At 61.0% G+C, this 20,913-nt stretch carries 17 protein-coding genes; 3 read left to right on the top strand and 14 right to left on the bottom strand.

Going from position 1 to position 20,913, the window contains the following annotated elements; all coding sequences use genetic code 11:
* Positions 1-84: 84 nt before the first annotated feature.
* From ACV1FX_RS00965 to ACV1FX_RS00950, 4 genes are all read right to left on the bottom strand, one after another.
* Complete coding sequence (locus ACV1FX_RS00965; RefSeq protein WP_473115660.1) at positions 85-1,107, bottom strand: ABC transporter permease; 1,023 nt, start codon at positions 1,105-1,107, stop codon at positions 85-87.
* Between the two features lie 50 nt (positions 1,108-1,157).
* Positions 1,158-2,696, bottom strand: coding sequence for a sugar ABC transporter ATP-binding protein (locus ACV1FX_RS00960; RefSeq protein WP_473115659.1), 1,539 nt, complete (start codon positions 2,694-2,696; stop codon positions 1,158-1,160).
* Between the two features lie 122 nt (positions 2,697-2,818).
* Positions 2,819-3,757 carry a sugar ABC transporter substrate-binding protein gene (locus ACV1FX_RS00955; protein WP_473115658.1) on the bottom strand — a complete coding sequence of 313 codons (939 nt, stop codon included), beginning with the start codon at positions 3,755-3,757 and terminating at the stop codon, positions 2,819-2,821.
* An 83-nt stretch (positions 3,758-3,840) separates the two neighbouring features.
* The gene (locus ACV1FX_RS00950; protein ID WP_473115657.1) at positions 3,841-4,659 is read right to left on the bottom strand and encodes a TIM barrel protein; all 819 of its coding nucleotides are present in this window, start codon (positions 4,657-4,659) and stop codon (positions 3,841-3,843) included.
* Between the two features lie 328 nt (positions 4,660-4,987).
* Between ACV1FX_RS00950 and ACV1FX_RS00945 the strand changes: the two genes are divergently transcribed.
* Complete coding sequence (locus ACV1FX_RS00945) at positions 4,988-6,019, top strand: LacI family DNA-binding transcriptional regulator (RefSeq protein WP_473115656.1); 1,032 nt, start codon at positions 4,988-4,990, stop codon at positions 6,017-6,019.
* Between the two features lie 147 nt (positions 6,020-6,166).
* On the opposite strand, the gene ACV1FX_RS00940 is transcribed toward ACV1FX_RS00945, so the two are convergent.
* The 5 genes from ACV1FX_RS00940 to ACV1FX_RS00920 all read right to left on the bottom strand — a co-directional run bounded on the left by ACV1FX_RS00940 (position 6,167) and on the right by ACV1FX_RS00920 (position 13,767).
* On the bottom strand, positions 6,167-9,271 hold the full coding sequence (locus tag ACV1FX_RS00940; RefSeq protein ID WP_473115964.1) for a DEAD/DEAH box helicase: 3,105 nt from the start codon (positions 9,269-9,271) through the stop codon (positions 6,167-6,169).
* A gap of 258 nt (positions 9,272-9,529) precedes the next feature.
* The gene (locus ACV1FX_RS00935; RefSeq protein WP_473115655.1) at positions 9,530-10,030 is read right to left on the bottom strand and encodes a hypothetical protein; all 501 of its coding nucleotides are present in this window, start codon (positions 10,028-10,030) and stop codon (positions 9,530-9,532) included.
* 89 nt (positions 10,031-10,119) lie between these two features.
* A complete protein-coding gene (locus ACV1FX_RS00930) occupies positions 10,120-11,652 on the bottom strand; it encodes an AMP-binding protein (RefSeq protein ID WP_473115654.1) in 1,533 nt (510 codons plus the stop codon).
* Positions 11,653-11,708: 56 nt separating this feature from the next.
* The gene (locus ACV1FX_RS00925; RefSeq protein ID WP_473115653.1) at positions 11,709-12,830 is read right to left on the bottom strand and encodes a DUF5938 domain-containing protein; all 1,122 of its coding nucleotides are present in this window, start codon (positions 12,828-12,830) and stop codon (positions 11,709-11,711) included.
* A 133-nt stretch (positions 12,831-12,963) separates the two neighbouring features.
* Positions 12,964-13,767 carry an SDR family NAD(P)-dependent oxidoreductase gene (locus ACV1FX_RS00920; protein ID WP_473115652.1) on the bottom strand — a complete coding sequence of 268 codons (804 nt, stop codon included), beginning with the start codon at positions 13,765-13,767 and terminating at the stop codon, positions 12,964-12,966.
* Between the two features lie 366 nt (positions 13,768-14,133).
* On the opposite strand from ACV1FX_RS00920, the gene ACV1FX_RS00915 reads away from it, so the two are divergent.
* Positions 14,134-14,736, top strand: coding sequence for a TetR/AcrR family transcriptional regulator (locus tag ACV1FX_RS00915; protein ID WP_473115651.1), 603 nt, complete (start codon positions 14,134-14,136; stop codon positions 14,734-14,736).
* Positions 14,737-14,870: 134 nt separating this feature from the next.
* On the opposite strand, the gene ACV1FX_RS00910 is transcribed toward ACV1FX_RS00915, so the two are convergent.
* The 5 genes from ACV1FX_RS00910 to iolG all read right to left on the bottom strand — a co-directional run bounded on the left by ACV1FX_RS00910 (position 14,871) and on the right by iolG (position 19,832).
* Positions 14,871-15,875, bottom strand: coding sequence for a substrate-binding domain-containing protein (locus tag ACV1FX_RS00910; protein ID WP_473115650.1), 1,005 nt, complete (start codon positions 15,873-15,875; stop codon positions 14,871-14,873).
* Between the two features lie 53 nt (positions 15,876-15,928).
* The gene (locus ACV1FX_RS00905) at positions 15,929-17,032 is read right to left on the bottom strand and encodes an ABC transporter permease (RefSeq protein ID WP_473115649.1); all 1,104 of its coding nucleotides are present in this window, start codon (positions 17,030-17,032) and stop codon (positions 15,929-15,931) included.
* Positions 17,022-17,762 (bottom strand): ATP-binding cassette domain-containing protein, encoded by a 741-nt coding sequence (locus ACV1FX_RS00900; protein ID WP_473115648.1) that lies wholly within the window; start codon positions 17,760-17,762, stop codon positions 17,022-17,024. The genes ACV1FX_RS00905 and ACV1FX_RS00900 overlap by 11 nt, the downstream gene beginning before the upstream one ends.
* Before the next feature lie 139 nt (positions 17,763-17,901).
* Positions 17,902-18,711, bottom strand: coding sequence for an SDR family oxidoreductase (locus ACV1FX_RS00895; protein WP_473115647.1), 810 nt, complete (start codon positions 18,709-18,711; stop codon positions 17,902-17,904).
* Positions 18,712-18,827: 116 nt separating this feature from the next.
* Positions 18,828-19,832: an inositol 2-dehydrogenase gene (gene iolG / locus ACV1FX_RS00890; RefSeq protein WP_473115646.1), complete on the bottom strand. Its 1,005-nt coding sequence runs from the start codon at positions 19,830-19,832 to the stop codon at positions 18,828-18,830.
* A gap of 195 nt (positions 19,833-20,027) precedes the next feature.
* Between iolG and ACV1FX_RS00885 the strand changes: the two genes are divergently transcribed.
* The gene (locus ACV1FX_RS00885) at positions 20,028-20,900 is read left to right on the top strand and encodes a MurR/RpiR family transcriptional regulator (RefSeq protein ID WP_473115645.1); all 873 of its coding nucleotides are present in this window, start codon (positions 20,028-20,030) and stop codon (positions 20,898-20,900) included.
* Positions 20,901-20,913 lie beyond the last annotated feature (13 nt).

Here is a 20,913-nt window from a genome sequence, read left to right as displayed (position 1 = left end):
CGGCGCACCGCAGGAGACCTCTGAGAGAGTGAGAGAGAGATCTCGCAGCCCGTAGCGCGAGTGGCGATGTTCAAGCGATCAATCTCATGATTTTTTCTGCCGCTTCTTCTGGCGATGGACATCGGTCACGACGGCGGCCACGATGATCGCGCCCTTGATCATCTCCTGGTAGTAGGCATCGATACGCAAGAAAGTGAAACCGGAGATGACCACGCCGAAAATAATCATTCCGATCGTCGTACCCAGAACCGAGCCGCGCCCGCCCGACAGTGATACCCCGCCAATCACCGCCATGGCGATCGCGTCGAGTTCGTACATCTGGCCCATGCCGGCCTGCGCGGTGAGGCCGCGCGCAGCCACGACGATGCCGGCGAGAGCGGACAACAAACCTGCGACGGCATAGATCTTGACGATGTGGCGTTCGACGTTGATGCCGGTCACTCGCGCCGCTTGCGGGTTGGCGCCGATCGCATAGGTGAATTTGCCGTAGCGCGTGTAGCGCAGCACCACATGCATTACCACGGCGACGAACAGGAAAATGAAGACCGGGGTGAGCTTGGAGCCCAAGGCGGCGAAGCTGTCGGTCGGGAAGCTGATCGGTTGGCCCTTCGTGTACCACTTGGCGAAACCGCGCGCCGTCACCATCATTCCAAGCGTGGCGATGAACGGTGGAATTTGGGTGTAAGCGATCAGCGCACCGTTCACGACACCGCACAGAAGGCCCGTAAGCAGCCCGGCGACGATCGGCACGACGACCGGCATATCCGTCAACGCGGGATAGACGGCGCGGGAATAGGTACTGACCTGGGCAAGACTCATCGAGATCATCGCAGTCGCGCCGACGATCGAGCCCGAGCTGAGGTCGATGCCGCCGGATATGATGATCTGGGTCACGCCTATGGCGATGATACCCACGACCGAGACCTGGAGGATCATGATCGACAGGCGTTGCGGGTTCGCCAAAAAACTTTGCCCCTGGATCAGCCATCCCAGAATCTCGAAGGTCGCGGAAATGCCGATGAGAACGAGCAGAATGCTCAACTCGGGCGGCAACCGCCGCGTCGGCTTCGGCACCGCGTGCACGGATTGAACGACCGCCTCTGTCATGATCGATTCCTCCTCTGCTCTCTCTTGTCCTTCAACTCGCGCATCGCAGCTCAGCGTGCGGCGAGATCCATGATCTTGACCTGGTTTGCTTCGCCGCGATCGAGAAACCCGGCCACATGTCCTTCGTGCATCACCATGATGCGGTCGCTCATGCCGAGCACTTCCGGCAGCTCCGATGAGATCATGAGAACGGCGACGCCCTCGGCGGCGAGGCCAGTGATCAGGCGGTGGATTTCCGACTTCGCGCCGACGTCGATTCCGCGCGTCGGCTCGTCGAGGATGAGAATTCGGGGCTTCGTCAGGAGCCAGCGGGCGATCAACAGCTTCTGCTGATTGCCACCCGAAAGATTCTCGACGATCTCGGCGAGATCCGGCGTCTTGACCCTGAGTTTCGCAGCCATCTCCGCCGCGAGCCTCGTGACTGTCTTCTGGTCGACGAAGCCGGCCCTCACATGCGCGCCGGTGATCAGCGCCGACTGGATGTTCGCGAGGCAATCAAGGATCAGGAAGCAGCCAGTCTCCTTCCGGTCCTCCGTGAGAAAGGCGATGCCGTGCTTCATTGCGGTCGCCGGACTATCGATGCTAACCGGCTTGCCGTCGATCAGTATCTGTCCGCCTTCGGCCGGTACCACCCCGAACAGCGCCTCCGCGACATTGGAGCGCTTGGATCCGACCAGCCCTGCGAGCCCGAGGATTTCACCCCGGCGCAACGTGAAGGAAATGTCGTGGAACACTCCCTTCAGGGTGAGGTTCTTCGCCTCCAGCACGACATCGCCGATCGGACAGTCGACCTTCGGAAACATGTCGGTGATCTCTCGTCCGACCATCATCCGGATGATATCGTCGCGCGTCACGTCCTTCGCGGCATGGGTGCCAACATAGCGCCCGTCGCGGAACACCGTGAATTCGTCGGCGATCGCGAAGAGCTCGTTCATCTTGTGGGTGATGTAGACGATTCCGATGCCGCCGGCCTTGAGATCGCGGATGATCTCGAAGAGGTGCTCCACCTCGCGTTCGGTGAGCGCCGAGGTCGGCTCGTCCATGATCAGGATTTTGGAATTGTAGCTCACCGCACGGGCGATCTCGACCATCTGCTTTTGCGCCACAGTGAGCTCGGAGACTTGGGCGACCGGATCCAGGCTCAAATTGAGCCGGTCGAACAACTCCCGCGTCATTGCCGCCATCCGCGCATGATCGATCAAGCCATACCGATTCCGCGGCTCGCGGCGAATCCAGATGTTCTCCGCGACCGTCATCCAGTTCATCAGCGCCAGCTCCTGGTGGATCATCGCGACCCCCTGCTCCAGCGCATCAAGTGGAGACTTCAGCGTCACGGGCGAGCCGAAGAGCCGGATCTCGCCGGCGTCGGGCTGATAGATGCCGGCGATGATCTTCATCAGAGTGGATTTGCCGGCCCCGTTCTCGCCCATGAGCGCATGGACGGTGCCCGGCCGGACGCGCAGCCGCACGTCGTCGAGTGCAACCACGCCTGGAAATTCCTTGCGGATACCTTCGATCGCCAGAAGACCGTCCTGTTCGATCTTTTCCTTGTAGCGAGCGACCGCCTCCAGCGTTTTCGGACTCAGCACGGGCTTTCCTCCCAGCGTCGTGGGGTTGCGGGCGGGTTCTCCCTACCCGTCGTCGTTCTGCCGCCGTCACCGGCCGCGGGCTCGCAATGGAACATGCCTGCGGCCGGGAAGGCCTTTCCGGCTCAGTTTTTGGTGAGATAGTTCTTCAGATTCGCCGGCGTCACGAGTTCGAACGGCACCCACACGGCGCTGTCGACCTTGCTGCCCTTGGCGAGCTTGAGCGCGGTCTCAACGGCGCCCTGGCCCTGACCGGCTGCGTTCTGGAACACGGTCGCCGCGAGGTCACCGGCCTGCATGGCCGCGAGTCCGTCCTTGGTGCCGTCGATGCCGCCGACGAGGACATCCTTCGTCGAGAGGCCCGCCGCCTTGATCGACCCGATGCCGCCGATCGCCATCTCATCGTTGTTCGAGATGAAGGCATCGAACTTGAGCCCGGCCGACAGCCAATTGGTCATGAGGTCGGCCGCCTGGGTACGCGACCAGTTGGCGGCCTGCTTTTCCACGATCTTCATGAAGCTGCAGTCCGGAGTCGCGATCACGTCCTCGATGTCCTTGGTCCGCTGGCGCGCCGCCTGGTTCGAGAGTTCGCCCATCATGACGACGATCCGGGCTTCCTTCTTGCCCTTCTCCTTGAGCGTGCGACAGATTTCCTTGGTTTCGAACGTGCCCGATTCGGCCTCGTTCGAGCCGACGAACGCCTGGTTGGACGGAAGCTTCTCGAGATTGACCGGCATGCGGTTGACGAAGACGAGCGGGATGCCGGCGTCCGCCGCAGCCTTGCTCATCGCCGCCGTGGCGTCGGTGTCGACCGGGTTGACGATAATGGCGTCGACCTTGGCTGCGGCGAAGTTCTGGATCTGGTTCAGCTGCTTGCCGACGTCGTTCTGCGCGTCTTCGATTTGCAGATTCACGTTCTGCTTCGCGGCGCTGTCCTGGATCGCCTTGCGGAGCACCGTCAGGAAATTGTCGTCGAACAATGCCATCGAAACGCCGACGTTCTCGGCCAGGGCCGATCCAGACATGAGCACCGAAATGGCGGCCGCAAGCACAAGCTTCCTCATTACTTTCCTCCCGTTTTTTCGCGCAGCCGGCGTCCACGCTGATTATGCCGGTGTTGATTTCCGCCGCGTTCCGGCGGCTGCCGTTACGCTGGCGTGAGCGAGACCCTCTCGTTCATGAAGCCAATCGATCGATGCAGCGCGCTCTCCGGATCGGCCAGCGCGTGCACCGCCGGAGAGAAGGCTTCGTACGAAATCGGCCCGGCATAACCGGCCGCCAGCAGAGCTTCGATCTGGGCGATGTTGCCAAGTCGGTCAGCTTCGTCGACGAGGACCCGATGGGCGTCGCGCATATCGGCTACCGCGAGGTCGAGATCGACGACGCCGGAAACGTGGACGATGCCCGTGTATTCCGGGAAAAGGGGACCGCCGCCGGCAAGGTGATGATGGAAGGTGTCGTGAACGAGCTTGTAATGACGCGCCACACCGAGACTCTCGATCACTTCGATCGTCTCCGCCTTGCTGCGGAGCGAGGAGGTTTCGAAGCCGAGCGGCTCGACAAGGGCGATCATGCCCGCCGCCTCCAGCATGGGCGCGATCTCGCGCAAAGCCAGGCGCAGATTGCCGATCCGCTCGCCGGCGCCGAGGCCCCAACCGTCGTTGCGCGGAATGAGACTGATGGTCTCCGCCCCGCAAGCCGACGCCGTCCGGATCAACGCATCGACGGCGGCGCGACGGGTATCCGACCAATCGTTGAACGGATAGACCTGCGACAGGCCGACGATCCGCAACCCCCGGTCCTTGGCCTTGGCGGCCACGACGCCGGGGGCATCGCCATTGAATAGCGGCTGAGCCAGATCATTGCGCAGTTCGACGCCAATGCAGCCGAGCTGCTTGGCAAGAGCAAAGAGGCCCTCGTAGCGCAGCCCCGGCACTGTCATGTGATTGATCGCTATGGGCAGCATGTCCGCCTGTTCCTCCGGCCTGTTGATGTCAGCTTGTTCGTTCGGCTGTCGACGGCCGGGATGTAACGATGCTGAGGCAGCGAACGTCAAGGAGAGTGGTGTATTTCACGTCATTACGTGATGTCTTATGACGTACGCATGAGGCGATCTCCCCATCCCTGTCCGGATCACCCAGCCGGACATATTTTCCTTACATTTCTAATAGATGCACCACCCCTCTTGCCTGTTGACCTCAATTCGCGTTCACGCGATCGAGCTTGACGTGCCGCAAAAGCATCAGCTATCGTTGAGCTAAATGATGTAAATTACATCAGCTTGGCGCGGTGCAATGGCTGATAGGCCGACGATCATCGACGTGGCGAGGGAAGCAGGGGTCAGCCCTTCGACCGTCGACCGTGTTCTCAACGGGCGCCAGAACGTGCGCTCCGACACCGTGAACCGCGTCTTCGCGGCCGCCGTGCGGGTCGGCTATCACGCCACGCGGCTGATCGAGCAGCGCCTGAACCCGGATCTACCGAATTTCCGGTTGGGCTTCATGCTCACCAAACCGGAACAGAGCTTCTATCAGTCGGTGGCGCGGCATCTGGAGCATGCGGCCAAAACCGCTCCGGGCATTTCGGCGCAGGCGATCATCGAGTTCTGCCCGACGCAGACCACCAAGGACATGGCGCAGATGATGCGCGCGATCGGCTCCCGCGTCGATGCGCTGGCGGCCGTCGCCGCTAATCATCAGGACACTACCGCGGCCGTAATCGATCTCAAGGCGGCGGGCGTGCCGACCGTTTCGTTGCTGTCCGACTACGCCCAGGGTGAACGCGCGGCCTATGTCGGGCTCAACAATCTCAAGGTGGGGCGCGTCGCGGCCTTCATGCTTGCGACCGCGATGCACGAGCCGGGAAAAGTCGCGGTCTTCGTCGGCGGTCATCGCTGGCACGGGCATGAGCTGCGAGAAACCGGCTTCCGCAGCTATTTCCGGGAATACCATCAAAGATGCACGGTGCTCGACACTCTCGTCAATCTGGAAACGCCCCAGCTCACGCATGAAGCGACGCTCGACCTGCTCGAGCGCCATTCCGACCTGAAAGGGTTGTACGTTGCCGGCGGCGGTATGGAGGGTGCAATCTCGGCCTTACGCGAAGCGCGCAGGCCGGGAGAAGTAAAGCTCATCGTGAACGAGCTGACGCCCGAATCCCGGGCCGCGCTGTCTGATCGCTACGCCTTGTTGGCTGTCTGCACTCCGCTTGAAGAGTTCGGCAGGGACCTCGTGTCCCTCATGGTCAATGCCACGCGGGACCCTGGCGAAAGCCTGCCTGGGCAGCGCTTTCTGGAACCGCATCTCTATCTGCCGGAATCTCTGTGACTGGGGGAATGAAAGCGCTCTATCTCATGCCAACCTGAAGGCTCGAGCTCTCGCGCCAATCCATCATGGGGCATTTTTAGGCCAGTTCGGGAATCGATCATGGCAAGAAGCCGTACGCGCGTTGCGGCAGCTTGCCCGACGCCGCGATCATTCATCCAGAGCGTCGAGAAACTCTTCGACCTTTCTCAATGCCCCCTCACCATCCTTGCTTGTGTAGACAACCCGGTCGCCGTCGCGTTGCAGCGATCGCGCCCTGGACTTCCGTAATCGTCCCGGCAGGAACGTCGCGGCTACCGCCTCGGGTCCGACGTCGAGTCTTATGATACCCCGTCGTCTGCAGTCGATCCTGAGCCTTGCAGTGGCAAAGAAATCGCGGGCCGCCGGCGGCAGTTTGCCGAAGCGACGCAGGGTTTCCTCCTCCAGATCATCCAGCTCGTCCTCACTTCGGCACCTTGCGGCGCGAGCATAGATCTCCAGACGAACCGCCTCCGATTGGATGTAGCCTGGCGGCAACATGTCGACGACCGGAAGATTCAGGTCAGGCACCCACAGATCGGCAGCCCTGTCATCGACTTTCTCCGAGGCCAATTTGAGAAGATGGCTGTAGAGCACCGGTCCGAACACCTGCAAATGACCCGACTGCCGCTCCGAGAGCAGATCGCCCGCTCCTCTCAGGTCGAGATCGCGAGCGCTGATTGCAAAGCCCGCTCCAGGTCTACTGAACTCCTCGAGAACGGCCAACCGCTTCTCGGATCGCTCCGCGTTTGAATCGGTCAGCAAATGCGCAAACGCACGTATCCCGCTGCGCCCAACTCTTCCTCTGAGCTGATGCAGTTGCGCGAGGCCGAATCTTTCGGGCCAGCAGACCACGATCGTGTTGGCCCGCGGGATATCGAGACCGCTTTCGACAATGTTGGTCGCCAGCAACACGTCTGCTCCGCCCTCGACGAAGCTCATCATTCGGTCGTCCATCTGGTCCGCGGACAGCTTGCCATGAAGGCAGACTATGCGGAGATCAGGAGCCATCGAATGTACCCGCGCCAGCATCGGATCGAGATCCTGGATACGGGGACAGATCAAGAAGCTTTGCCCATGGCGCCGCTGTTCGCGCAACAGCGCCGCGACAATTGCTGCGTCGGAAAGCGGAGCGATCTTCGTCACGACTGGAAGCCGCTGAACGGGCGGAGATGCAATAACGCTGAGATCCCTGAAGCCTGCCAAACCTGCCGCGAGCGTCCGCGGTATCGGCGTGGCACTCATCCAAAGGGTATGGATGCCCTTGGTCAGCGCTGATAGCTTCGCCTTCTCCGCTGCGCCAAAATGCTGTTCTTCGTCGATAATAACCAAGCCAAGGTTGGCGAACTTCACGTCCTTCGAGGTGAGAGCCTGCGTTCCGACCACGATTTTCAGTCTTCCGCGCTTGAGATCTTCCTTCGCTGCCTTTGCCTCGGACGTCGACGCGCCCCGAGACAGGTTTCCGACCTCGATATCGAACGGCGCGAAACGCTTGCGGAAGGTCGCAACATGCTGTCTTGCCAGGACGGTCGTCGGCACAGCCACCGCCACCTGCTTTCCGGACAGCACGACCGCAGCCGCCGCTCGCAAAGCTACCTCGGTCTTGCCGAATCCGACGTCACCGCAAATCACCCGGTCCATGGGGTGACCTGAGGCAAGATCATCCAGAACGTCCCGAATAGCTCTCGACTGGTCCACCGTCGTGAAATAGGGAAAACGCGCGACGAACCTCTCGTAGAGCGAGCCCGGCGGCACGAGTTTCGCGGCTCGCCGGCGGCGTCGCAGGCTGATCTGTTTGGCAAGCTGCTTGCCGGCAAGCTGAAGCTCCTGCTCCGCCTCGGTACGCCGCGCCCACCATGTGCTTCCATCGGCCTTGTCCAGGGTCAACTCCCCGAGTTCCGACGCATAGGGCCAGATCTGGGTCAGATCGGCTGGCGGAACGAGAGCGGCATCGTCTCCTGCAAATGCGAGCCTGATCATCTCACGCGACGACACCCCCCCAGTTGTTACCGTCCGCAAGCCCTCGAGCAACGCCAATCCTCGCTGCAGATGAACCACGACTGAGCCGACCTCCGGGACATCAGCGTGGTCGAAGGCAGCATTCCAGGCTCTCGTCATGGGTTGAGGATGATGGGCTCTGCTGCCGAGCACGTCAGACGCCGTCACGACGACAAGAGGTTTTCGTCCGGGCTCGACAAATCCGCTATCGAAATCGGCCAATAGTGCGGCGGCGCGATTGCATCCGGCCGCAGCCTCGATCCAGTCAGAAAAGCGCTCGGCTTTGACCCCGCTCATCCGCTCCAGAGTGCGCAGATCCTCATCCAGCGCTGCAACAAACATGAGCCGCGAACCAGCGCGCCGCGTCTCGTCGACGAACGTTCGCAGCGCTTTCCTTGGCGAAGCAACCTTCGAGAAATCTGGCGTGGGAGTGAACGGTGCCTTTTGGGGCAACACGTGCATACGCCTGGTCGCCGCCTTCCAGTCGCGCCGCCCAAGGTAATCGCGCTCCCGGTCCGTGCGAACGGCCGCCTCCTCGATCGTGCTCAGCCAGCCATCAGCGTGCGCCGGAACCATGGCATCCGCGATCCACTTGGCTCGTCCGCAATAGTCGAACAGATTGGAGCGCCTGGTGCGCTTATTCCCGTACGCAAGGCGCTCCGACATGGGATCGATGATGAGCTCCTTCGCTTCGAACAGAACCTCTTGCTCGACGGGATTGAACGCCGAAATCCGGCGTATCGCATGGCCGGAATGCTCCACGCGGAACGGACCAAGTGCCCCGGCGGGAAAGATCTCGAATGTCTTCCCGTGAAACAGCGCGCCGCCGGGGTAATCCGCCTCGTCATCGAGGTCATAGCCCAGTGCCTCGAACCGCGACTTGAGGTGCTGTTCGGAGAAGGTGGCGCCTACCCTTAAACGCTCAACCAGGCGAGTCCAACTTGCCGGCATCGGCAGGCGCTCCATCACGGCCTCTGCCGTGGACACCAGCAAGATCGGCTTCTCGGGCTTCGCAAGGCGTCTCAAGACCGAGCTGCGTCTACCGGCGATTTCGTGCGATGGCTCCAACTGGTCGAACGGCAGCGTATTCAGCCGCGGAAACACAAGCACGCCGCATGAAGGATCGAGTGCATGTACAATGGCACCTAGGCGCTCGGCTCTATTCTCGTTCTCGGCCAAAAAGACAAGGCCATTGCGCCCGGACTTCCTCCATTGCGCCAACAGATGGAGCCCCAACATGCCGAGCGGGGACGAAGAAGAGATCGCAGTCCGCGGCGTAGACTTTTTTTGCTTCTTTGCGCGGCTGGCAACACGCGCTTTACTGGAACGACCCACGTTGATCCCGTCGTTGTTTCGCAATCAGCTTAGGCTAAAGGCAAGGAATTTTCGATCGGCACCTCGAGCACCTGCCTCGACGGCAGTTCCCGAAGGACACTCTCGCAACAGGCTTCGAGTAAGCACCAGTCGAGACAGAGGTTCCGTCAGATCCGTCCGACTCTACGAGCTGAACCCTGCGTGACGATCTTTAGAGGACTCATTCAGAAGGCCAGCAAGACGGAGACCTTCCAAAATGCCTTCCAGGCGCTGCTCCCGGATCAATGCGGCAAGCATTGAAACGGCGTCTCTCTGATGGACGGTGAAGTGAACGGCGGGCGATCGCCCAGAAAGGATATCCAGGAGCCCCGGCACGTCCGCCACGTGATGGCGCAAGGTCGAAACCGTGTCCTCTGCAAGGTAGCCAGCCAGATCTCCATTCGGCGGAGGATCAAAATCGAAGTCGGACTTCGCGTGTTCATTGATCGATTGTCGTATCAGACCACTTTGCTGTTTTGCGGCCATCGACAGCATAAAGACCGCGTCAGCGAGCTTCGCTCGCGGCACGCTTCGCAATTGAGCAATGCCTGTCTGGATGTCCTTGCCGGAACTATCGCCCCGATCGGCTCGTTGCTGCACCGACTGCGCATTGCGCGCGCGCGAACTTTTCTTCCTTCGAAACATGTGTCGTGCTCTCCGGCGACGGTATATCCCGGAGAAACAGTCAAATGGAAGGGCAAAGATTGCACAGCGCGAAATTCGTGGGATGCAGCTCAGCCCGAGCCTTGCAGCAGCCTGGCGCGGACATCGGCCTTCAAAACCTTGCCGACCTTGGAGCGTGGAAGGTCGCTCCAGACCTCGATCTGTTTCGGTGTCTTGACGCTGCCGATGCGGGCCTTGACGAAGGCGGTAACGGCGGCTGCATCGACACTTTGGCCCGGTCTCGGCTGAACCACGGCGACCACGCGCTCGCCCCATTTGGGATCGGGCAGACCGACGACGGCGCAGTCCTGGATAGTCTCGATCGCCCGCAATGCGTTTTCGACCTCGACGGAATAAACGTTGAAGCCGCCGGTGATGATCATGTCCTTGGCACGATCGACGATATAGAGGAAGTTGTCGGCATCGAGATAGCCGACATCGCCGGTGTGATGCCAGCCATGGACCGAGGCCTCCGCGGTGGCCTCGGGATTGCTATAGTACCCGTCCATCACCAGCGAACCCCGCACCACGATCTCGCCGCGCTGCCCGCTCGGCAGGAGATTGCCGTCGCCATCCATGATGCCGACCTGGACGAGCGGGCTCACACGGCCCGCAGAGGACAGCCGCTCGATGGCGATCGAACCGTCGGCATTGAAATGCTCGTGCGGCGCCATGGTCGAGATCATCATCGGTGCCTCGGTCTGCCCGAACAGTTGCGCCATCGGTCCGATGCGCTGCAGCGCTTCCGCCAACCGTGAGGCCGAGATCGGCGCCGCGCCGTACCAGAAGCACTGCAGCGAGCCGAGGTCGGCGGCGCCAAGCTGCGGATGATCGAGCAGCATGTAGATCACGGTCGGTGGCAAAAACGTGTGAGTGACGTGATGCTTCCCGATCAGCGAGAGGAATTCGCCGATATCGGGGTGATGCATGATGATGATCCGTCCGCCGAGCGCCATCACGGGGAAGCACAGCACGCCGGCTGCGTGCGTCAGCGGCGCCAGCGCGAGGTAGGTCGGGCGCCCCTTAAACGGATAGCTCATCAACGTGAGCGCGGTCATCGTCTCGATGTTACGTCCCGACAGCATCACCCCCTTCGGTTTACCGGTGGTGCCGCCGGTGCCCGGCAACATGACGAGGTCGTCGACCACTTCGCACTGGAAATATCCGGCGTCATCAGCCAGCCAGGCATCGAACGATTCGGCGAACGGCAATGCGGCGTCGAGGCATACCATTGCCCGCAGCTTCGGGAGAGTGGGACAAATCTTCGCTACCATCTCGGCGAAACTGGAATGAAACAGCAGAAGGCTGCAATCGAAGTCGTCGAGGATGAGCTTGTTCTCCGCCGCCTCGTTGCGCGGATTGACGGGACACCAGACCGCGCCAGCGCGTGAAAGGCCGAACACGCACGCAAACGCGATCGGGTCGTTGCCCGACAGGATCGCGACCTTGTCGCCGGCAGCGACACCGGTCCGCACGAGGCTGCGAGCGATCCGGTAGCTCAACCGCTGCACGTCTGCGTAGCTCAAGTCACGGCCGTCCATGGTCAGGCATGGCGCGTCCGCTCCCAGCGAGGCGCCCTTGTCGAGATAGTCGATCAGCCGCATGGCCGCCTCCGCGCGAAGAGAGGCCGGGCGCGGACCATGCCGCGCCGGCCGAGCCGTCAATTGTGGATGGTCAGGATCGGGTTCATCACCAGCCCGAAGCTGCGCAACTGGCCGAGCAATTCACGATGACCAAACGCCTGGCAACCCGACGCGAAGCCGACCTTCTTCGGCGGGGTCTGCAGCAATGAAAACGCCGCATAAGCCTGCAGCATTCCGGTCTGCTTGTAATTGCAGTTGCCGTGGATCACACAATGCGCACGACCGAGCGGCCCGGAGGCGTAGACCGAGTCGATCGAGGTGTTGATGCGCGGATTCTCCCGGGGCGGCATGGCCGCCTGAATGGTCGCGGCGATGTCGGCGAGAGCCTTCTCCTGCTGATCAGGTGGCAGCGGCTTGATTTTCTCTTTGACCATTTGGGTGGTCTGAACCACCCCCTCCATGACGGGGCGCGCGAGCACGCCGCCGAGCACGCGACAGTTCGAGACGCGCGGATCGTTCTTGAACCAGACGGGATGCGCGGTACCGCCCCACGGCACGGCAATGGCGGTTTCGTGCTGGCCCGGGACCACGACGTCGGCCCGAGCGGTGACATCCCATTCGACGAACTTGTTTTGTTCGAGATAGTACCAGTTCGCCTTCAGGATCGTGAAGATCGTCTGGGTCGAGGCGTAGGTCGGAAGGCCCTTCCAGAACACCAGGATATCAAGCGTGTCGAGACCGGGATGTTCGAGACAGATGTTGGCGGCGATTTCGCCGGTCGTATACATCTGTGCGATGTTCGGTGCGAGCAGCAGGTTTCTTGCCGCGAATTTTTCGCCCCAGGTCTCCTGACACTTCAGCACCCAGTCCTGTTCGCCCGTCGTATCGCTGTAGTGGCAGCCGGCATTGAGACAGGCCTCGACGACTTCGTTGCCGTATTTGATGAACGGGCCGACCATGTTGCTCACCATCTTCGCGCCCCTGAACAGCTTGGTCAGCGCTTCGACGTTGTGCTCGACTCCGACGACTTCGTAGTCGGCGGTCTCGATGCCGGGGATCTTCTCGACCACGGCCTTGACCTTCGTGGCATCGCGGCCGGCGGCGATGAAGGGAATGTTGTATTCCCGCAGATATTCACAAACCAGCCGCCCGGTATAGCCGGACACACCATAGACGACGACGGGGCGCTTCTCGCTCATGTTGAATCCTCCAGATGATTTTGCGTCTTGATTTGGTTCGCAGTTCAGCCGGCCATGACCTGGCCATACGTCTCCGTTCCGAGAAGCGACTGAAACTTCCCCGGCAACGTGGGTCAGGACGAAATGAGCGGCGCTACATGCCCATGCCGCCGTCGACCGGCAGCCCGGCTCCCGTGATGAAGCGGGCCTCGTTGGAGCAGAGGAACACGGCCGCATCGGCGATGTCGCTGACCTCGCCGAGCCGACCGAGCGGCGTCTGCTCGACGACCGACGCAACGGCGGCATTGGGGTCCGGCGCGAGCCCCACCTTCACGATGTCGCCGGCGAGCTGCATGCCCATGTCGGTCGGCACCAGGCCTGGATAGAGGCAATTGACCCTCACGCCGTAGCCGAGCTTGCCGGCTTCCATGGCCGCGACGCGCGTCATGCGATCGACCGCAGACTTTGTTCCCGAGTACCCCGCGATGGCCGGAAACGCGATTGTTGCGGCGACGGAGGCGATGTTGACGATCGCGCCGCCTGCCCCGGCCGCGCCGCCGGGACGCATCGCGCGGAACGCGTGTTTCATGCCGAGCCCGACCCCAACGACGTTCACGTCGCACATGCGACGCAGATCCTCGGCTCGCACATCGATCACAAGCGACGTGATCTCGATCCCGGCATTGTTGATGAGGATGTCATAGCCGCCAAGCGTGGAAACGGTGGTTGCAACCGCCCTCTCCCACTGCTGGTCGTCGGTGACGTCGAGCTTCACAAATCCAGTCTTCGTGCCTGATTTCGCGATCGTCCCCGCTGTGTCCTTGCCGACGTCCTCGAGGATATCGGCGATCATGATTGCCGCGCCGGCATCTGCCAGCGCCTGTGCAATCGCCGCGCCGATACCCCGCGCGCCTCCGGTCACCAGGGCCTTTCGGCCCGCAAGTGTCTTGCCACTCATGACGTCTCCTCCGTTGCTTGTTTTGATTCAGGGCGGCGATCGCGGGCTTTCTCGGTGCGGCGCTCTCTTGCGCGTCAGCTCGGGGGCAGCAGCATTCGATCGACGAGGCGGGTTGCATCCGCTCGATTATCCTCCGCTCATTCCGCTTTTTTTGCTTTTCTTGACGACCGTCAAAATTATTTTTTACAAATGTGCAGCCATTCTTTTACAGTTGTCAAGACGTCGCTTGACGATTGTCAAAATTCTTGATGCAGCTACACTGACCATGCTGGGACGGAAGAAGCGAGTGTTCGCTTCCGAACGGCAGAGCAGGACGAGGACCGGACGTCGATGGCGCAGCAGGTGGCGAGTGCGAGGAAACGTGTTTTGGACGCGACCGAGGCGCTCAAGGAGGAGAAGTTCAATGCGCGCCGGCTCGAACTCGCCGAAGCCGCGCTCGAGACGCTTGGCGAACTCGGCTATGCACGCACCTCCTTGCGTGAAATCGCACAGAACTCGGCGTTTACGCACGGAGTGTTTCACTACTATTTCCGTGACAAGACGGATCTGATCTGTTGCTGCGTCAGCCACTACAAGGCCAAGTGCGTGACCCGCTACGATCAGGTCACCGCCAGCGCTCAAACTCGCGAGGAGCTCATGGAGGGCTTTCTCGTCAAACTCGCCGAGACCCTCCGCAAAGAGGCGCGCATGCACCGCCTCTGGTACGATTTACGCGCGCAGGCGCTATTCGAGGACGCCTTCCGCAAGGATGTCGTCGAAATCGACAAGAGCCTCGAAAACATGATCTGGCGGATCGCCTCGCGATATGCGGAACTCGGCGGCAAGCGCCCTGCGGTCTCTGCCGGTGTGCTCTATGCGCTCTTCGACGGGCTGTTTCAGAATGCCCTGCTCAAGTTTTTATCGAAGGACGACGGCGCCATTCCCGAATTGCTGGACGAGGTTCGCCGACTGCTGCCAACCATTTGCTGAACGGGTTGCGTGGTCCAGGCAGTCCAGATGGTCAGACGATCAGGCACGACTGAAATTCCCAAACGGCTTGCGACCGCATCGTCGTGGAACGTCAGCGGGCTTGGTTCTCTAGCCCGCTGACGTCCGCGCACGAACTACTTGGCGATGCAGGTATCGACGGTCTTGGTCGTGCAGACGTCGAGGCCTGTATAGGTCGGATCCTTGGGCGGAGCCTTTCCTTCCTTGACGTCCTTCAGCGCAAACATGGTCTTGTAACCCATCTCGAACGGACGCTGTCCGACCTGGCCGAGCGACAGCCCTTCCTTCATCTGGTCGATCTGAACCGGCAGCGTGTCGGCAACCACCAAGGCCAAGTCCTTGTTGGCGATCTTGGCCTTGAAGGGTGCGACCGCAGCGCGGTTAGCATCCGGCACGAATTGCGGGAAGCCGCCCGTCGGCGTGAACGCGTCCAGGTTCGGATTCTTTGCCATGGTGTCCTGGAATTGCTGCACCGACAGCGGGAAATCATCATTGGTGTAGAGCGGGCAGCCCTCGATCTCCTTCCAGCCATTCTGCCCGGTCAGCCGCTCTCCGGGCGATTGGGCAGACTCCTTGCCGGCCAGCGTGTCGCGAATACCCTTCATGCGTTCGTTGTGGTTGGCTGCTGCTGCGCCGCCGGACTGGATGCAGATCGTCCCGCCCTTCGGCTTGATGGTCTGCACGATCTTGGCGATGTTGACGCCGATCTCGTAGTTATGGGTGCCGATATAGGCAAGGCGCAGGTCCTTGTTCTCGGGTAGCAGGTCCGAGTCCCAGGTCAGCACAGGAATTCCGGCACTCTTGGCCGCCTGCAGCGCAACCGCCATCGCAGCCGCATTGGACGGTGACACGGCAATGCCATCTACCTTCTTCGCAACGAGGTCCTGCACGATCTGAACCTGCTCCTCACCACCGCCATGCTCGCCGGGGCCGATATACATGCATTGGAAGGCACCCTTGGACTCGGCTTCCGCCTTCTTGCAGCCGTCGCGCGCCTGGTCGAAGAACGGATTGTTCATATTCTTGGGAACGAGCGCAAAAGTGAACTTCTGCTGTGCGCAGGCTTCTCCTCCCATCAGCGCCGAAAACGCGACGGCGGCCATCAGTATATGTTTGTGCACTGTCTCCTCCATCTTTGTTGACCCCAACTCTCCGACCTGTTGTCGTCGGATTCCTAACCCCGCTTCCAGGCAACCCACTCGCGGATCGTAGCAACAAGCGACGTTCCGCTGGTCTGCATGCCGAGAAGCACGGCAATGACGATGAACATGCCAACGAAGGCACCCTGCCAGTTCGAGTCGATGCCGGCCATCAGAAGCGCGTTGCGGATCACCTCGAGGAAGGCCGAGCCTATCACGGCACCGAAAGCAGTTCCGTAGCCGCCCATCAGGTTGGCACCGCCAATCACGGTACCGGCGATGACGCGAAGCTCGTAGCCGGTCCCCATCGCGTTGATCGCCGAGCCGCTGTAGCCGAGGAGCAACAGCGAGGCGATCGAGGCCGTGAACGACGAAAACACGTACGCCTGGAATTTGATCCAGTCGACCGACACGCCGGTCAGGCGCGCAGCATTCTCGTTGGAGCCGATCGCATAGAGGTGACGCGCCCACGCGGTAAAGATGAAGACGGCGCCGAGGATGAGCGCAAGGATCACCATCACCCAAAAGTGCGAAGAGAATTCCGGCATCCAGTGTGGCGCCCACCCAGCCGGCGCATGCAGCGGCCACTTCGCCTGCCCGATCGCCCTGACGATCGGCGCATCCGGGCCGAACTTGTAGAGCATCTGATTGCCGGAAAGCACCACGGCCAGCGAGCGCGCGATCGACAGCATACCGAGAGTCACGACGAAGGACGGCATGCCAACATAGGCCACGAAGAAGCCGTTGAAGGCTCCGCAGGCCAGTCCCGCCAAAAGCCCCGCAGCGAACGCGACGTACCAGGAATACTGCCAGGTCAGCAGCAGTCCGCTGACAATGGCGACGAGCCCCATTACCGAGCCGACTGACAGATCAATCCCCCCGGTGATGATGACCACAGTCATGCCGAGGCTCATGATCGCGAGCGGAGCGAAGTTGCGCGTAATGTTCGTCACGTTGTCTGCCGTGCCGAAAGTCGGCTCCAGCCAGGTCATGAACACCACCAGCGCAAAGAGCGCGCCGGCCACCCAGAATGCCTGGCTGGTCATAACGCGATGAAGGGCGCCCTGCTCGCGGATGTTGACGATATCGCTGATTGCGGCGTGTGTCTCTTCGATCACTTTGGCAGAACTAGGCTTCACGGATCGCCCCCGTAATCAGGCCGGTGATCTGCTCCGGCGACGTCGTCGCGGTTTCCTTGTCGGCCACTTTTGAGCCACGTCGGAGCACAATGATACGATCGCAGACGGTAAACACATCGGGCATGCGGTGGCTGATCAGCATCACCGACACTCCGCGAGATTTCAGCCGACGGATGAGTTCGAGCACCTCAGCGACCTGACGTACGGAAATGGCCGCGGTCGGCTCATCCATCAGGACGAGCTTGGCATTGGAGAGCCGCGCCCGGGCTATCGCAACAGCCTGCCGCTGCCCCCCTGACATCTTCTTCACGAGATCCCGGGGCCGCGTTTCCGATTTGAGCTCGTCAAAGAGCTCACCGGCGCGCCTGATCATCGACTGTTTGTCGAGAATGCGGAGCGGCCAGAATCCCTTCTTGATTTCGCGCCCGAGGAAGACGTTCTCCGTGGCCGTGAGATTGTCGGCCAGTGCGAGCTCCTGATAGACGACTTCGATGCCCTCGGCGCGGGCCTCGATCGGTCTATGGAAATGGCAGGCCTTGCCATCAACGACGATGGCGCCTTCGGTCGGCGGAAAGTTTCCGGCAATCAGTTTCACCATGGTCGATTTGCCGGCGCCGTTGTCGCCCATCAGGCCGACCACCTCCCCTGCATCGACCGAAAAGCTGACGTCGTGCAGTGCCCGAATGGCACCAAAGCTCTTCGAGATGCTACGCACATCAAGCAAAGCCACGCGTTCCCTCCATCGTGCGGTGGCAGCTCTATGCGGCCGCTTCACCTTCCCGACATACGCAATTAATATTGCACAGGCGACAATCTCGCAACGTCTATTTCATGAGATGAACGTCCCTTTGCAAGGGCATTCATATTGCTCAGAGCGGCGCTTCCGGGTGTGGCGAAGTATCGTAGGCGCCCCAGATGCTTTGATCGAAGTTGATCGTAGCTCCCGTCATCATTCCGGACTCATCGCAGGACAGAAACGCGACGGCGCGCGCAACCTCGATGGGATCCAGCAATCGGCCGAAGGGCTGCCGCCCCGCGACCTCCTCGAGCCAGCCGGCAGAGCGACCATGATAGACCTGCTGTGTGTTGAATTCGCCTTCCGAGGCCATCCAGCCGATATTGAGACCATTCACGCGGATGCGGTTGCGCAGCAGCGCATGGGCCGTATTTCGCGTTAGCGTGTCGAGTGCGCCTTTCGATGCGCAATAGGCGGCAATGAAGGATTGGCCGCCCATCGCCGACATTGAAGAGACGTTGACGATCGTGCCCTGCACCTTGTCGCGACGCATGAGCTTGATCGCGTCTTGCATCAGAAAAAAGGGAGCGCGCGTGTTGACGGCGAAGATCTTGTCGAACAATTCAGGGCTCGTATCGATGATGGTGCCGCGGCTTGTATCGCCCGCGGCGTTCACCAGGGCGTCCACGCGCCCGAACGCCCTGTCCGCCTCAGCCACGACCCTGGCGCAATCCTCGACTTTTGTCAGGTCAGCGCGCACAAAGACCACCGCTGCGCCCGTGGCCGCGGCGATCGCGTCGGCCTTCGCGCGGCCCTTCGTCTCATCACGACCGCACGTGACGATGCCCTTGGCACCGCGCTCGGCGAAAAGTCTGGCGATGGCCGCGCCGAGCCCCTGGGTGCCGCCCGTGACAATCGCGATCTTTCCAAGCATCGACGTCATGCAAGCTCTCCAACAATCGGTGCGGGCGCGCTCAGTCTCTCTCTGGCTCCGGGGCGTAGCTTGCGCAGCCTGACCCTACCGCTCCTCGATGGCCACAAGCATCTCCCCATTCAACGTCATACGCCAGCGCGGACCTCGACCTTCTTGCCGGTCCTTGCAGATTCGACGGCAGCCTCCGCGAGCATGAGCGCGCGGTAACCGTCGTCGAAATTCGCCTGAGTGGGCCGACCATCGCGAACGGCAGCAATGAATGCGGCGATCTCGGCTTCGTAGGCCTCGGCGTAGCGCTCGATAAAGAAGTTGAGATACGGCTCGGCTGCATCAGTCGTGGTGGCGCCGTAACACCTCAGCTCATGCGCCTTCTTGTTGTCCGAGATGACCATCCCCTCGCTGCCAAACAGCTCGATCCGCTGATCGTAGCCGAAGCTTGCGCGGCGAGAGTTATTGATATGGCACAGCTTTCCATCGGCAGTACGCATGATCACCATGATGGAGTCGAAGTCGCCGAACTCAGATCCAATGGTGGGGTCAACAAGCGCGCTTCCAGTCGCGAAGACCTCGGTTGGCTCGTCATTCAACATGAAGCGAGCCACGTCAAAATCGTGGATCGTCATGTCACGGAAAATACCACCCGAAACCGCAGTGTAACCGCGCGGTGGCAACCCGGGATCACGCGACGTGATGACGACCTGCTCAAGCTTTCCGATCTTGCCAGCAGTGCAGGCGTCGCGCGCAGCTCGGTGCCCGGGATCGAAGCGGCGATTGAAGCCAATCTGGATTGGCACGTTGCAACCCTCAATCGCCTTACGGCATGCTCGCACACGGTCAAGACTGAGATCGATCGGCTTCTCACACAAAATCGCCTTGCCGGCTTTTGCCGCCAGCTCGATCAGATCGGCATGGGTGGCGGTCGATGTCGCAATAAGAACTGCGTCGGCCTTGCCGATGGCGTCTTCGGCACTTGTCGATATCCCGCAGCCATGCGATCTGGCGACCGCTTCGGCGGCGGCTGTGTTGAGATCGAATACGGTCTCGAGGCGCGCCCCGTCCGCCTTCGCAAGATTCCGGGCGTGCAAGACGCCAATGCGCCCACAGCCGAGCAATGCGAATTTGATCGCCACCGTCTCCTCCCATCCACGCCCGCTCGATTTTCTTGCAAGAGTAATTGCGAATATGCAAAAATGTCAATAACTGTTCACCGAGCGATCGATGATTCAGCGCGAAGCGCATGCCGGCTTTGGAGCGGACGGCCTTCCGAATGAGAGCGATGTCGTCAGCATCCTTGCACGATGAAACCAATGATGAGAGCACCTTAAATGCAGGACGTGAAGACACCGGAAGACTATGAGGAATTGATCCGTGTCATCCACGATCGCCACGATGACATGAGCAAGTCCTACCAAAAGATAGCCGTTTATCTGACCCAGAACCCGAATGATGTCGCGGTCCTGTCGGTCAACGCTATCGCAGATCGATGCGGCATCCATGCTTCGAGCTTCGTGCGCTTCGCCCAGTCGCTTGGCTACGAGGGATTCAAAGATCTTCAAGCGCTGTTCCAACGGCGCCTGTCAACCGCCGCCCCGGGGTTCGAGGCGCGCATTAAAGCCCTGGAAATCGAGTTGGGCGCCCGCACCGATCGCAGTGAAGTTGGTTTCCTGCGCGACCTGGTCGTCCGTGACATCGCCTCCCTTCAGGACATGCTTGCGGATATTTCCCCAAAAGCTCTCTCGGAAGCGGTGAGCCTGCTTGAGAGAGCCGACTCGATCTTTCTGATCGGGCAACTGCGTGCAGCCCCCGTGGTTGAATTCCTTCGCTACATATTGACCATGCTGGGCAAACGCTGCGTATTGCTCGATGCGGGTGGCGGACTCGCGACCCACATCGCGCGAACGATCCGTAAGAAGGACGTGCTCGTGGCGGTCTCGTTCCGATTCTACGCAAACGAAGTCGTCAACGTCGTCGAGGAAGCCGGACGCAATCGCATTCCCATCGTTGCGATATCGGACAGCACGCTGTCTCCGCTGGCCAAGAGCGCCCGCGTTCTGTTCGCGGTTCCGGAGCATGAGTATACGTTCTCGCGTTCGCTCGCCGCTCCGATGTGCCTTGCCCAGGCCTTGACGGTGGCACTGGCAGCGCGGCTACAGAAGAACGACGTCAATCCGAGGATTCCAACGGTTACCGGTCAATAAAACGATTCGTCTC

It is taken from the genome of Bradyrhizobium ingae, assembly GCF_055791185.1.
This window is presented reverse-complemented; position numbering and strand designations above follow the sequence as displayed.

What these genes read in the sequence shown, in the direction of transcription:
- ACV1FX_RS00965 (WP_473115660.1), bottom strand. Translation starts at nt 1,107, where the DNA reads ATGACAGAGGCGGTCGTTCAATCCGTGCACGCGGTGCCGAAGCCGACG.
- ACV1FX_RS00945 (WP_473115656.1), top strand. Translation starts at nt 4,988, where the DNA reads ATGGCTGATAGGCCGACGATCATCGACGTGGCGAGGGAAGCAGGGGTC.
- ACV1FX_RS00920 (WP_473115652.1), bottom strand. Translation starts at nt 13,767, where the DNA reads ATGAGTGGCAAGACACTTGCGGGCCGAAAGGCCCTGGTGACCGGAGGC.
- ACV1FX_RS00930 (WP_473115654.1), bottom strand. Translation starts at nt 11,652, where the DNA reads ATGCGGCTGATCGACTATCTCGACAAGGGCGCCTCGCTGGGAGCGGAC.
- ACV1FX_RS00885 (WP_473115645.1), top strand. Translation starts at nt 20,028, where the DNA reads ATGCAGGACGTGAAGACACCGGAAGACTATGAGGAATTGATCCGTGTC.
- ACV1FX_RS00895 (WP_473115647.1), bottom strand. Translation starts at nt 18,711, where the DNA reads ATGACGTCGATGCTTGGAAAGATCGCGATTGTCACGGGCGGCACCCAG.
- ACV1FX_RS00935 (WP_473115655.1), bottom strand. Translation starts at nt 10,030, where the DNA reads ATGTTTCGAAGGAAGAAAAGTTCGCGCGCGCGCAATGCGCAGTCGGTG.
- ACV1FX_RS00950 (WP_473115657.1), bottom strand. Translation starts at nt 4,659, where the DNA reads ATGCTGCCCATAGCGATCAATCACATGACAGTGCCGGGGCTGCGCTAC.
- ACV1FX_RS00955 (WP_473115658.1), bottom strand. Translation starts at nt 3,757, where the DNA reads ATGAGGAAGCTTGTGCTTGCGGCCGCCATTTCGGTGCTCATGTCTGGA.
- ACV1FX_RS00940 (WP_473115964.1), bottom strand. Translation starts at nt 9,271, where the DNA reads ATGTTGGGGCTCCATCTGTTGGCGCAATGGAGGAAGTCCGGGCGCAAT.
- ACV1FX_RS00925 (WP_473115653.1), bottom strand. Translation starts at nt 12,830, where the DNA reads ATGAGCGAGAAGCGCCCCGTCGTCGTCTATGGTGTGTCCGGCTATACC.